At 34.8% G+C, this 12,367-nt stretch carries 14 protein-coding genes; 2 read left to right on the top strand and 12 right to left on the bottom strand.

The genetic code is table 11. The annotated features are described in order from the left end of the window. Positions 1 to 44: 44 nt before the first annotated feature. From ACODST_RS20340 to ACODST_RS20320, 5 genes are all read right to left on the bottom strand, one after another. Entirely contained in the window at positions 45 to 575 is a 531-nt protein-coding gene (locus ACODST_RS20340; protein ID WP_488933917.1) for a mechanosensitive ion channel domain-containing protein, read from the bottom strand. Between the two features lie 11 nt (positions 576 to 586). After that, complete coding sequence (locus ACODST_RS20335) at positions 587 to 1,171, bottom strand: Maf-like protein (RefSeq protein ID WP_488933916.1); 585 nt, start codon at positions 1,169 to 1,171, stop codon at positions 587 to 589. Then, the gene (locus ACODST_RS20330) at positions 1,164 to 2,099 is read right to left on the bottom strand and encodes a geranylgeranylglycerol-phosphate geranylgeranyltransferase (RefSeq protein WP_488933915.1); all 936 of its coding nucleotides are present in this window, start codon (positions 2,097 to 2,099) and stop codon (positions 1,164 to 1,166) included. The genes ACODST_RS20335 and ACODST_RS20330 overlap by 8 nt, the downstream gene beginning before the upstream one ends. Positions 2,100 to 2,214: 115 nt before the next feature. Further along, a complete protein-coding gene (locus ACODST_RS20325; RefSeq protein WP_488933914.1) occupies positions 2,215 to 2,742 on the bottom strand; it encodes a KdsC family phosphatase in 528 nt (175 codons plus the stop codon). Further along, positions 2,726 to 3,487 (bottom strand): Rossmann-like and DUF2520 domain-containing protein, encoded by a 762-nt coding sequence (locus ACODST_RS20320; protein WP_488933913.1) that lies wholly within the window; start codon positions 3,485 to 3,487, stop codon positions 2,726 to 2,728. Before ACODST_RS20320 ends, ACODST_RS20325 begins: the two co-directional genes overlap by 17 nt. A gap of 278 nt (positions 3,488 to 3,765) precedes the next feature. Here ACODST_RS20320 and ACODST_RS20315 point away from each other — a divergent pair, with 278 nt between their 5' ends. Next, positions 3,766 to 6,975 (top strand): cytochrome c biogenesis protein, encoded by a 3,210-nt coding sequence (locus ACODST_RS20315; protein WP_488933912.1) that lies wholly within the window; start codon positions 3,766 to 3,768, stop codon positions 6,973 to 6,975. 51 nt (positions 6,976 to 7,026) lie between these two features. Here ACODST_RS20315 and ACODST_RS20310 read toward each other — a convergent pair whose 3' ends face one another. The 6 genes from ACODST_RS20310 to ACODST_RS20285 form a co-directional block, all read right to left on the bottom strand. After that, positions 7,027 to 7,656 (bottom strand): arsenate-mycothiol transferase ArsC, encoded by a 630-nt coding sequence (locus ACODST_RS20310; RefSeq protein ID WP_488933911.1) that lies wholly within the window; start codon positions 7,654 to 7,656, stop codon positions 7,027 to 7,029. 12 nt (positions 7,657 to 7,668) lie between these two features. Beyond that, a complete protein-coding gene (locus ACODST_RS20305; protein ID WP_488933910.1) occupies positions 7,669 to 8,142 on the bottom strand; it encodes a DUF6428 family protein in 474 nt (157 codons plus the stop codon). Between the two features lie 17 nt (positions 8,143 to 8,159). Further along, the gene (locus ACODST_RS20300; RefSeq protein ID WP_488933909.1) at positions 8,160 to 8,492 is read right to left on the bottom strand and encodes an ArsR/SmtB family transcription factor; all 333 of its coding nucleotides are present in this window, start codon (positions 8,490 to 8,492) and stop codon (positions 8,160 to 8,162) included. Between the two features lie 80 nt (positions 8,493 to 8,572). After that, positions 8,573 to 8,956, bottom strand: coding sequence for a DoxX family protein (locus ACODST_RS20295; protein WP_488933908.1), 384 nt, complete (start codon positions 8,954 to 8,956; stop codon positions 8,573 to 8,575). A gap of 85 nt (positions 8,957 to 9,041) precedes the next feature. Further along, entirely contained in the window at positions 9,042 to 9,830 is a 789-nt protein-coding gene (locus ACODST_RS20290) for an anti-sigma factor (RefSeq protein WP_488933907.1), read from the bottom strand. Beyond that, entirely contained in the window at positions 9,830 to 10,360 is a 531-nt protein-coding gene (locus tag ACODST_RS20285) for an RNA polymerase sigma factor (protein WP_488933906.1), read from the bottom strand. The genes ACODST_RS20290 and ACODST_RS20285 overlap by 1 nt, the downstream gene beginning before the upstream one ends. A 743-nt stretch (positions 10,361 to 11,103) precedes the next feature. On the opposite strand from ACODST_RS20285, the gene ACODST_RS20280 reads away from it, so the two are divergent. Continuing rightward, positions 11,104 to 11,691, top strand: coding sequence for a glutathione peroxidase (locus ACODST_RS20280; protein WP_488933905.1), 588 nt, complete (start codon positions 11,104 to 11,106; stop codon positions 11,689 to 11,691). 114 nt (positions 11,692 to 11,805) lie between these two features. On the opposite strand, the gene ACODST_RS20275 is transcribed toward ACODST_RS20280, so the two are convergent. Beyond that, on the bottom strand, positions 11,806 to 12,303 hold the full coding sequence (locus tag ACODST_RS20275) for a GNAT family N-acetyltransferase (RefSeq protein WP_488933904.1): 498 nt from the start codon (positions 12,301 to 12,303) through the stop codon (positions 11,806 to 11,808). Positions 12,304 to 12,367 lie beyond the last annotated feature (64 nt).

Raw genomic sequence — 12,367 nt, 5'->3', positions numbered from 1 at the left:
GTTTTAGCTTTTCTTATTTACTTTATAAAATTCCCATTTAAAAATTAGTCAAAAAATTCTTTCTCTTCGTATTGTGCGGGCATGATCGAAATTCCTTTCTGCAGCAGCAGATTATTCGGAAAAATGATCTTTTCACCTTCTTTGGTTCTTAAACTGACATGAAAGGTGTTAATGTCTTCAATTTCAGCTTCGATAGGAAAATCTTTATCGTGAATTTTAATAGTATCTCCAATCCTGAAAGGAAATGAAAAGAACAAAATCATTCCCGAAGTAATATTGCTGAGGATAGACCATTGTGCAAACATCGCCACACCAATAACGGTAGCAATAGACGATATCGTAATAAAAATATCTTTCGTATCTACTCCCCAGATTACAATAAGACTCAGCGTTACCAGAATATTCATTAAAATATGAATGTATTTAATCACCAGATTAGTACGATGTTCTAACAGGTGGCTTGTAGCAGCAAAACGTCTGATTAACTGAGCAACGATCATTCTTAAAGCGACCAAAGCCAAAAGAAGAATTAAGGTCGCCAGAATCTCCTGGGTATATTCTTTAAAGGAAAACATAAATAATTTTTTTACACTAATGTAGTCAAATATTCATAAACTTTGGCTGTCGGCAGCCCCATAACATTCGTATAAGAACCTTCTACTTTGGTAACTGCCATAAAACCAAACCATTCCTGAATGCCATAAGCGCCGGCTTTATCGTACGGTCTATAGTTTTCGATATAATACAAAATCGCTTCGTCTGAAAGCTCTTTGAACGTTACTTTGGTAGTATCATGTAAAAGGGTAGAAGTCTTATTGGTTTTAAAACATACCGAAGTTATAACCTCATGTGCAGCATCAGACATTGATTTGATCATTTCGAAGGCTTCTTTGGCATTTTTTGGTTTTCCTAAAGCTTTATCCTGATGCCAGACAATAGTATCACTCGTAATTACAATTTCATTATCATTTAACTGACCTTCAAAAGCAGCTGCTTTTAACTGAGCCAGATAATCGGTTATTTCGGCTGCTTTTAATTCAGGCGGGAAAATTTCTTCAACTTCTTTTACCCGAATCTCAAAGTCGAGATTTAAATCTTTAAAAAACTGCTGTCTTCTTGGCGAACCAGAAGCCAGTATTAATTTATATTTTTTTAATTTCTCTTTAAGCATGATTCTGAAGGTATTGATGGTTTAAGCTGATGATCAAAATAGAAAGGATTCCGAAGAACAAAATCAGTTTTAAAACCGTACTTAAATGATGAAAATCTTTTTTAGTTTTAGCACCGAATATTTTTACAATAAAATATAAAAGTGGAGCCAGAACAAAAGCAAACATATAAAAGGTAACAATTAATAGATTATTTTCGAAAAAATAAGTGTTCACATAAAGCAGGGACAGAATAAACGGAATTACTGCAAATCCAAGAGCAATTTTTGCGGCACGGTTTTTACCAATTGCAACAGGAAGTGTGTTCATTCCCTGATTATAATCACCATCCATGTCTTCAATATCTTTTACTATCTCACGAACAAAATTGATCATAAAAGCAAACAAGGCATAATCCGTCAGAATAGAGAAAAAACTCGCCATCTGTGCCTGATTCTCTGAATCTGTGGCCGGAAAAAGATCAAAAACACCAATAATCAGCACACTCACCGCAAGTAAGGCAGCTACAACAAAATTTCCTATAATCATAATTGACTTTAGAGTTGTGGCATAAAAATAAAGAACAGAAGCGATTAAAATAAAAAGAGAAGCAAAAGTGGGTCTCAGAATAATATTAGATAAAACAAAACCTAAAGCAACTCCGGTTACATTGAGACCAATGTAAATATTAAAAGCAGCTGTTTCAGATATTCCTTTACCAACCACAACATCCTGCGGTTTATTGATAGTATCTGTAGCAACATCATAAATATTATTAATAACATAACCCGCAGCCGCCAGTAAAACGGTACTTAAAACCAAAAGGCTGTACTGCCAGTCAGCCAGAGCAAGCGGAATATCCTGCTGTTTTAAAAAAGCGTAACGAAATAAAACCTGCATAAAAGCAAGCATTAATAGATTTTTATATCGAATTAGTTTTAGATATTTCATTTTTTAATATTCTGAGGGGCTTAAATACTAAGGTTCTAAATTTTTTAGTTCAGGTTATTCACTAAACACTGCGACTGAATACTGAGACTGAATACTGAGACCGAACACTAAAAACTTAATCATGCTGTCCGTTAAAATGCGCCATCCATTTACCCTGTACTTTCATTACCTGTTCGATAACATCACGGGCAGCGCCTCTTCCGCCTTTTACGTGTGAGATATAGCGGCAGATGTTTTTAATCTCCGGGCTTGCATCCTGTGGACAGGCCGGAAGGCCTACCAGTTTCATGACATGATAATCCGGAATATCGTCTCCCATATACAGTACCTGTTCTGGTTTTATATTATAACTTTCCGTGTATTCCTTAAAAGTTTTTACTTTGTCCGGAGCTCCTAAATGAATATCGGTTATTCCAAGATTCTGAAGCCTTACACGTACTCCTTCATTGCTTCCGCCAGAAATAATGCACACATGGTAACCGCTTTCTACAGCTGCTTTCATAGCATAACCATCACGAATGTTCATCGTACGAAGAATTTCTCCTTCTGTGGTTACAAAAACCGAACTGTCTGTAAGTACGCCGTCAACATCAAAAACAAATGTAGTGATGTCGTTCATCATTTCTTTATAACTTTTTGCCATTATTCTGTATAGATTGTGTTAGGATTTTATAAATGTTTCTTTGATTTTCGCTGGTAATAAAAGCCAGATGGGCATCAGTAGTAACCGAATCGTGTCGTCTGGCCGGACCCGTCTGTGCATCGGAAGGATCTAAAGTCTTGATTTTCTCTGCAGTTTCCAGAATTAAAGGTTTTAAAACTTCAAAAGGGACCTGGTGTTCTTCACAGACTTCCTGACCGATCTGGTACAAATGATTCGTAAAATTATTGACAAAAACAGCGGCTACATGTAATGCCTTTCGCTGTTCGGAACTGATAGCAAAAACAGCATCTGAAATACTTTTGGCAGTTGTTTCCAAAATGTTGTAATCGGCTTCGTTTTCAGCTTCTAAACAAACCGGAATCACAGAGAAATCTACTGCTTTACTTTTTGAAAAAGTCTGTAGTGGATAAAATACCCCTTTTCTGTTTTTAGAATCCAGAACATCAATTGAAGTGGTGCCTGAAGTATGTACTACCAGTCGGTTTTCAAAAGGCAGCTGCTGCGAGACTTCCGCAATGGCATTGTCTGAAACAGAAATAATATACAAATCCGATTCTTTCAGAGCAGCAAAATCAGTTACAATTTTCGCGGCATCAAGCAAATGCGCCAGAGCTTCTTTCTTTCTCGAAAAAGCCTGTACAATTTCAACAGAATCACTTGTAGAAAACGCCTTAATTAAATGCTGCGCTACATTTCCGGAACCTATTATCGAGAGTCGAATCATGGAAGCAAAATTAACATTATTTTTTCTAACCAGAGTAAGGAGGGAAAAAGTTTGAACAGCAATCATAGTAATTGAACTGATTTTGATCTACTTATGATGTATTCAATAAAGTAAAATCAGAGGAACAGAGAAATAATACCAAAATAACCTCTTTGGTTTCAAAGCTTCCGGCTCACATATAAAGCTTTTATTTGGTTTTTATTAACAAAATACCCATACTGCAAATCAACATTTTTGAGTATTTTTGTGCCACTTTTATACAATGTAATCCCTAAGAAATGGATAAAAAAATATACTCTTTTTTGTTTTCTACACGTTTAATGGCCGTTCTTTTTTTAACATTCGCAATTGCAATGGGTGTTGGAACTTTTATCGAAAGTAAATACAATACCGATACAGCCAGAATTTTAATTTATAATACCTGGTGGTTTGAGGGCATTATGCTTGTGTTTGTCATTAATTTTTTTGGAAACATCAAAAAGTACCAGCTTCTGAAAAAAGAAAAATGGGCCACTTTGTTACTGCATATTGCTTTCATTTTTATCATCGTAGGAGCTTTTATTACCCGTTACATCAGTTATGAAGGAATGATGCCGATTCGTGAAGGGGCAGCGGAGAACCAGGTTTATTCAGACAAAACATTTATAACAATTTTTGCTGACGGTGAATATAAAGGAGAAATGAAACGCAGGGTTTTTGAAAAAAGCCTTTTATTATCTCCGGTTACGAATAATGATTTTACTATTGCCGGAAAATTTGACGAAACTCCGTTTGAAGTTACCTATTCTAAGTATTTGATGGGAGCCAAAGAAGTAGTAAAAGAAGATCCTAACGGAATTATATACCTGAAAATGGTTGAAGCAGGAGCAGGCGGACGTGAAGAACATTACTTAAAAGAAGGAGAAGTTCAGAACATTCATAATGTTTTATTTGCATTAAATAAACCAACAGACGGCGCTATTAATATTACAACAACCGGAAAAGAATATACAATTCAGACACCGTTTGAAGGAGAATTTATGCGAATGGCCGACCAGTTTAAAGGAAAAGTCACGAAAGACAATGTACAGCCTTTAATGATGCGCTCTTTATACAGTATTGGAGATATTCGTATTGTATTTCCGGAACCGGCTATGAAGGGTAAAGTAGATTATGAAGCTTCTAATGATTTTAAAGCCAAATCACATACAGATGCTTTAGTGGTAAAGGTAAAAGCGGAAGGACAGGAAAAAGAAGTAATGCTGATGGGATCTAAAGGCAGTGTAGGAGAACCTAAAACTGTTAAAATAGGAAATATTGAATATTCTTTGTTCTTTGGAAGTAAAGCCTATGTTTTACCATTCAAAGTAAAATTAAATGATTTTATTGCCGAAAAATATCCGGGAACCGAAAAAAGTTACTCCTCTTATAAAAGTAAAGTAACTGTTCAGGATTCAACAGAAACTTTCAATTATGATATTTTTATGAACCATGTCCTGGATTACAAAGGATATCGTTTTTTTCAGTCGTCATTTGATCCGGATGAAAAGGGTACCGTTTTATCTGTAAACCATGATTTCTGGGGAACCAATATCACGTACTTTGGTTATTTCATGTTATATATAGGATTAATGGCTATTATGTTTACCAAACATTCCCGTTTTGGCGATTTGAAACGTAAACTGGAAACAGTTAAGAAGAAAAAAGAAAAACTAATCACGATTCTGATTTTAATGATTAGTTTAAGTGGTTTTGCACAGCAGTCTCCGCATGTACATTCACATGATCATGACCATAATCATACAGCAGATCCTAATGATCACGCCAATCATGTTACCGCTCCGCCAAGTCAGAAACAACTGGACTCTTTATTGGCAATTTACAAGGTACCGGAATCTCATGCAGCCAAATTTGGACGTTTGATCATTCAGGATGCTGGAGGAAGAATGAAACCGATAAATACATTTTCTTCTGAATTACTTCGTAAAGTAAATCATAATGATACTTATAATGGAATGAACTCTGATCAGGTGTTTTTGTCTATGACACAATATGCACAGGTTTGGATTCAGATTCCGCTTATCTACATAAAATCAGGAAATGACAGTATACGTAAAATTATCGGAATCGAAAAAGAAGCAAAATATGCCCCTTTTGTTAAGTTTTTTGATGAGACTGGAAATTATAAACTTTCACCTTATTTAGATGCGGCTTATAAAGCAGGAAATCCAAATCAGTTTGAAAAAGACTTTATCGAAACAGATAAAAAAGTAAATTTAATGGAATCGGCGCTCAGCGGCAGTATCCTGAAGATTTTCCCTATTCCAAATGATCCAGGACATAAATGGGTTTCTTATCTGGAACGTGATAATAAGGGATTTAAAGGAATGGATTCGACCTACGTGAAACAAATCCTGCCTTTGTATTTTAGTGCTTTAAACAACGGTTCTATTTCTAAAAACTGGGATACGGCTGATAATTTACTGGAGAGTATTAACGGTTTCCAAAAGAAATTTGGAAGTAAAGTACGTCCGAGCGAGCAGAAAATCGATGCAGAGATTGCCTATAACAAATACGATGTTTTTCAAAAATTATCGTATTGGTATATTACGGCAGCAAGTTTTATGTTCATCTTTATTATTGTTAATATTTTCTTTGAGAAAAGATGGCTTCGTATTACAATAAACGGATTCCATATTATAATTGGATTATTCTTCGTGCTTCATACATTAGGATTAATTGCACGCTGGTATATTTCAGGACATGCGCCATGGAGTAATGCTTACGAATCTATTGTATATGTAGCGTGGTCAACGATGTTCTTTGGACTGGCTTTTGACAGAAAATCAAAATTGACAGTAGCTTCATCTGCTTTTGTTACCTCCATGATTTTAATGGCGGCATACCTGAACTGGATTGATCCGGAAATTGCAAATTTACAGCCTGTACTTAATTCTTATTGGTTAATGATTCACGTGGCGGTTATTGTAGGTAGTTATGGTCCGACTGCGTTAGGAATGATTTTAGGTTTTGTTTCACTACTATTGATTTTCTTTACAACGGAAAAGAACAAAGCTAAAATGGAGCTGAACATTAAAGAAATCACGTATATTAACGAAATGACTTTAACGATTGGTCTTATCATGCTGACTATTGGAAACTTCCTTGGTGGACAATGGGCAAACGAAAGCTGGGGACGTTACTGGGGATGGGACCCGAAAGAAACCTGGGCTCTAATTTCGATTATGATATATGCTTTTGTGATTCATGCCCGTTTTGTTCCGGCTTTAAGAGGAAAATGGTTCTTTAACCTTATGAGTATGTATGCATTCGTTTCCATTTTATTTACGTATTATGGGGTGAATTTCCACTTAGTAGGACTTCATTCTTACGCTACCGGAGAAGCTCATTCCTTAAACTGGATCTATTACTGTCTGGGAACAATAACGTTAATTGGTGCGGTAACATATCCAAAATACCGTAAATACTATAAAAGCAAGAAAAAATAAGGAATGAAAAAGGTTCAACAATTGTTGAACCTTTTTTTATAATAGGAAGATTTATTTTTTGATCATCGAGAAAATATAAAACATTTCCAGGCCGATCTCTAAACTTTTTTCCAGGTATTTTTGTTCCTGAAGTAAAGAACCATCGTATTTTTTTGGATCTTTATAGGTAACTGAAATCCGTTTTTCGGCTCCGTTTACAAACGGACAGCCATCATCAGCATTAGAACAGGTCATCACGGCTGCGAATTCGGTTTTGGGATTAAAATCAGCATCATATAATTTTGAAAAACCAATAACCGCCGGTTCATTTATAGCATATTTTATACTGTAAACCGGATTTACACCTTCAGAAATTAAACAGATCTTAAAACCTGATTTTAATAATACTTCAATGACCATTGAGAACAAAGCGGTTGCTTCTGTTCCTCCGGAATAACAATATACTCTGTCTAATTTAAAGTAAAAAGCAGCGGTTTGTGCCCATATCTGGGATAAATGACTTCTTCTGGAATTATGTGTACAGATAAAATTTAATCTCACAGGTTCTTGATTATCGTATTTGTACTGAACAAATTCTATAAGAGGCTGTAATGCAGCTTTACGGGAATTGTCTATTGCATTAAAATCAAAAGATGCAAGAGTGTTTTTAATTTCGGAAAATAAGAGATCTGAATTGTGCATTGCAGAATTGAATTAACAGCATCCGCCGCCCGGAGTACAGGAATTACCATTATCCGGACTTAGCTGTTTTAATTTTAACTTTGGTTTCTCTGCCGGAATTCCACACTGGTCTTTGGCAAGACAGGCAGTGGTTTTGTTTAGCAAAAGAAAATCTTTTCCGTTAAACGCCAGATCGTATTTTCCGATAGTAGTGTTCTGGTATTCTACTTCAATTTCAAAATCGCCAATATTCAATATTTTTTCTGAAAGTTCAATTATATGAATCAGTTTACCTGGTTTTAAGCGATGCTCATAATCGTCAGCATCCCAAAGCTGAAAATTGGCAGTGGTTTCATTTCGCACGGTACCACCGCAGTCAATAAAGGTTTTTGTTATGAATCCTACTTCCGTAACATGAAAATGCTCCGGCACAAAATTGCCGTCGGGAAGCTGAAAATTTACAGTTTCCACGGTATTTAATATTTTTTTAATTTCTGATATTTTCATAGTCTTCGTATTTAAAATTAACAACAGTTGTTTTTTTGTTTTTCTGTATGAAATGATATCACTTCGAGAAATCCTTTAATTTTTTCAAATCCTTTTTCGTTTATACAATAACAAATGCTATTGCCTTCTATACTGCCTTTTATAAGCCCGGCACTTTTAAGCTCTTTCAAATGCTGGGAAATAGTAGGCTGGGAAAGAGGCAGTTCATTTACAATATCACCGCAGATACAGCTGTTTACTTTTAGCAAATACTCAATTATAGCAATTCGTGCCGGATGGCCCAAAGCTTTAGTCAGAACAGCCAGTTCATTCTGGCTTTCTGTAAAATGATCTGATTTAGTTGCTCCCATCGTTTTATATTTATATTGCAATATTACGATATAAAATCATGTAAAGAACACTTTAGGTATTTTTTTTTTTGCTTTATGATTTACATTGAGCTATTTCTAAAGCCATTAGGAAACATAATAGCCAGCAGTACACAGATCAGCAGAAAATTATACTCCACACCGTTTCTGCCGCCGCCTACCACAAACCAGCCTTCCTGATAATGCACCAGTACGATACCCATGACTAAAATAAAAATAGTGATAAACCCGGCTGGTTTTACATATTTATTAAGCAGCAGGAGTATAGCCGCGATAACATGGGATATTTTAACAGACCATGCCAGAAAAAGACCAAAAGGGGCAAAGCCGATTTGGTTTAAATATAAATTTCCAAAATCATTAATACCTCCATTAAACATTCCAAAAACCGAATGAGTAAGCAGGATTACAGCAGTTGCTATTCTTAAAAGTAAAGTTCCGTTCATTACAGGATTATTTTTTAAAGGTTAAAAAGAAAAACGCATATTAAGGTTTTTAATATGCGTTTTGAAATTATGGTTAAGAACGTTTTTACACTTTTCCTAAAGTATACAGCTGATCCATAGTAGGTGTCGGACTTCCTCCTGCAGGCTCTAAAGTAATTCCAAAGGCTTCGGCCGAATCGGTCTGGCTTACAGCAAATATCTTTTGCTTATTTCCTTCAAAGTTGTCCAGTAAACCTATACTGGTCGGTGTAAGAACGGGACTTAGTTTTAAAGACCATACCTGATATACTTTTCCTTTTGGCGGTGCCGGTAAACCAGCCGCATCAATATAAGTCGTTTTAGTCTGCTGGTTCCAGTACACTTTTGCAAACGAAGTAGGAGAAACAGCCTGGCCGCCCAGTGTGACACCAGTATTTTTGATATCCCTCACAATGGTTAGATTCTTCTCAGTTTCTTTGTTCTGTTGATCTAAAAAAGCAAAATCTCTCTGAATTTTATTTTTCTCGGCTCCAACAGTAGAAATGGCTTCCTTTGTTTTGGTTAATTCCAGTGTCTGATAACCAAAACCTAACAATAATAAAACAGCAGCTGCCCAGCCCACATACTGTGTCCAGTTGGATGCCGGTTTAAGATCGACTACTTTGCCATGTTTAAGCTCCAGACGGGCTTTGATTTTCTCAAAGTTTTCAACAGAGTGGAAAGGGGCAAAACTGGATGATAAAGCAATAATAGCTTTTTCAATTTCAATAATTTCCTGATCTACTTCCGTATTGTTTTTAGCCAGTTCGGCTATTTCCAGATTCTCTTTTTCCGTTAATAAACCATAAACGTAAAGTTCCAGAATTCCTGATTCTATATATTCTTGTGCTTCCATTATATTTTTAGATAATTTCTTAAATCGTTAATACAGTTTCTGTTTTGTGTTTTGATAGTTCCCAGTGGCAGTGCCAATTCTTCTGAAGCTTCTTGCTGGGTATATCCTTTAAAAAACAACAAGTCAATAATCTCTATACATTTAGGTTTCAGTTTTTTTACGAATTCCTGAATTCCAATTGTATCAATACGATTAATTAATCTCGTGTTGTCATCTAACAGATTTACGAAATTTTCTGAGGGAAGGTTTTTTTGGCTGTTATTAAAATTTTTAGATCGCAGTTTGTCAATAGAAGTATTCCTTGCTATATTAAGGATCCACGTATAAAATCTGCCTTTACTTTCGCTATAAGAATCGATGTTTTTCCAGATTTTTACAAATACTTCCTGTAAAACATCTTCCGCTTCTTCACGATTTTTGATTAGCACATTTATGACAGAAAACAAACTTTTGGAGTACATATCGTACAAGTGGGTAAAAGCTCTTTCGTCTTTTTTGTAAATTAAAACTAATAATTCTTCTTGACTCATAGATTGGGATTTTTAAGCTTAAACAAAAATATATTGATCGTAAAAAGGTAACCTATCATAAAGGTAATTGTTTTTTTATGAAAAATATTATTTTTTTTTAATAGCTAAAACCTTAGTAAAATAAGGGCTTCACAAAAAAAAAGTAAAAAAAAGATTTTTTTTTCTACTTTTTTTAAATCCAAATCAAACCCCTTTACGTATATAACATTATAAAAGAAAAATGAAAAACCGAATTAGTAAAATTTAAATTTCAAAAACGAATGTTCAAAAACAAAATTACCAAAATGAAGATACTAATTGTGGGGCTTACCACTGTTCTATCACTGGTAAGTTTTAATGAAAGCGATTTTAGAAAAGCAGTTAGTAAGACGGATACAGTACTTAATTTTTAAGCCTAGATAAAAATACCAGATAGTTGATGTCTCCGGACTTCCAGCTGAAAATAATAAAATTTAAATTAAAAGTTACGCATTATTGAACAAATAGAAATTTTCCATTCATAAACGCCATTGATAAAATTGAATTAATGCGATTAAAATTTTAAAATTTTCAATAAAACCGGGACATCAACTATAATTTAAAAATATAAAAGAAACAATTAATTCATGGTTTGATTTGTTTGTATGGGGGGAAGCCCGGCGTCTGATTAACGCCGGGCTTCATTTTTATATTTAACTAATAATTAAGAACTAAGTAAGATACTGCTGAATTAGATTTTATTTAATTTTATAAAAAATTACACAATGAGAAAATTACTTTTTATAGCCTGCAGTGCAGTCTTTTTTCTAAGCGCACCAATTCAGGCGCAGACAAGCAAAAACAAATTATCTAAATCAGATAAAATTATGGCAAAAGAAACCATTTATCAGTTTAAAGTAGAAGACCTGTCGGGAGACACTTTTGATTTTGCCTCTCTAAAAGGCAAAAAAGTTATGATTGTCAATACGGCTTCAAAATGCGGTTTAACACCACAGTACAAAGACCTGGAAGCGATTTACAAAGAATACAAAGACAAAGGTTTTGTAATTGTTGGTTTTCCGGCAAATAATTTTGCCTCACAGGAACCGGGAACAGCAAAAGAAATTGAAACTTTCTGCCAGCAGAATTATGGTGTAACGTTTCCTATGATGAACAAAGTTTCTGTAAAAGGAGATGATATGTGCGAGGTATACAAATTCCTGACACAAAAATCTAAAAACGGACTTCAGGATTCTGAAGTGGAATGGAATTTTCAAAAATACCTGATTAACGAAAAAGGGGAACTGGTTAAAGTAATTAAACCAAGAACTTTAGTAACAGAACCAGAAGTAATCAACTGGATAAAAAGCTAAGAACAAGTCTTAGAATAATAAAATAAAACCCGGCTAAGAAGAAACTAGCCGGGTTTGTTATTTTATGGTATTATCGAATTTCAGGTAAAATTTGACTGGTCAGTAAATAAAATATTACTTTAATATGAGCTGCATAAAAACCAAATCCAGCCAATGATCGAACTTATAACCAACCTCACGTATGGTTCCGGTAGCTGTAAATCCAAATTTTTCATGAAAAGCGATACTTCCGGCATTGTCGGCGTCAATGGCACCAATCATAACATGATAACCCTGTTCCTTCGCCAGGCAAATTAATTCTGTCAGCAATTTAGAACCAATACCCTTACCTATAACATGATCTACTACATAAACAGAATGTTCAACTGTATATTGATAACCTATTTTTTCACGAAATTGTCCATAACTCCCAAATCCAACTACTTCGCCGTCTAAATCAGCAACTACAACCGGAAGGTTTTTAGCCTGTTTGTCTTCAAACCATTTAGTCTGCACTTCAAGTGTCTGAACATCATAGCTGTAATTGGCTGTAGTGTAAAGAATAGAATGATTTACAATTTCAAGAATTTTTTCAAGATCGTTTGTAGTAGCTGGTCTCAGTTGAAGGCTCATGATTTTATTTGTTTTTCACTGCGAATTAACGAATTTCACTGAAATTAATTCAGGATTCGCTCTC

This window comes from Flavobacterium sp. FG19 (genome assembly GCF_057809475.1).
The sequence above is the reverse complement of the archived record's forward strand: the minus strand, read 5'-3'. Positions and strand labels throughout refer to the sequence as shown.

Bases quoted from the DNA above. Each gene is read 5' to 3' on its own strand.
- ACODST_RS20275 (WP_488933904.1), bottom strand. From the start codon at position 12,303: ATGAGCCTTCAACTGAGACCAGCTACTACAAACGATCTTGAAAAAATT.
- ACODST_RS20300 (WP_488933909.1), bottom strand. From the start codon at position 8,492: ATGGGAGCAACTAAATCAGATCATTTTACAGAAAGCCAGAATGAACTG.
- ACODST_RS20320 (WP_488933913.1), bottom strand. From the start codon at position 3,487: ATGATTCGACTCTCGATAATAGGTTCCGGAAATGTAGCGCAGCATTTA.
- ACODST_RS20330 (WP_488933915.1), bottom strand. From the start codon at position 2,099: ATGAAATATCTAAAACTAATTCGATATAAAAATCTATTAATGCTTGCT.
- ACODST_RS20315 (WP_488933912.1), top strand. From the start codon at position 3,766: ATGGATAAAAAAATATACTCTTTTTTGTTTTCTACACGTTTAATGGCC.
- ACODST_RS20285 (WP_488933906.1), bottom strand. From the start codon at position 10,360: ATGAGTCAAGAAGAATTATTAGTTTTAATTTACAAAAAAGACGAAAGA.
- ACODST_RS20325 (WP_488933914.1), bottom strand. From the start codon at position 2,742: ATGGCAAAAAGTTATAAAGAAATGATGAACGACATCACTACATTTGTT.
- ACODST_RS20280 (WP_488933905.1), top strand. From the start codon at position 11,104: ATGAGAAAATTACTTTTTATAGCCTGCAGTGCAGTCTTTTTTCTAAGC.
- ACODST_RS20305 (WP_488933910.1), bottom strand. From the start codon at position 8,142: ATGAAAATATCAGAAATTAAAAAAATATTAAATACCGTGGAAACTGTA.
- ACODST_RS20295 (WP_488933908.1), bottom strand. From the start codon at position 8,956: ATGAACGGAACTTTACTTTTAAGAATAGCAACTGCTGTAATCCTGCTT.
- ACODST_RS20290 (WP_488933907.1), bottom strand. From the start codon at position 9,830: ATGGAAGCACAAGAATATATAGAATCAGGAATTCTGGAACTTTACGTT.
- ACODST_RS20335 (WP_488933916.1), bottom strand. From the start codon at position 1,171: ATGCTTAAAGAGAAATTAAAAAAATATAAATTAATACTGGCTTCTGGT.
- ACODST_RS20310 (WP_488933911.1), bottom strand. From the start codon at position 7,656: ATGCACAATTCAGATCTCTTATTTTCCGAAATTAAAAACACTCTTGCA.
- ACODST_RS20340 (WP_488933917.1), bottom strand. From the start codon at position 575: ATGTTTTCCTTTAAAGAATATACCCAGGAGATTCTGGCGACCTTAATT.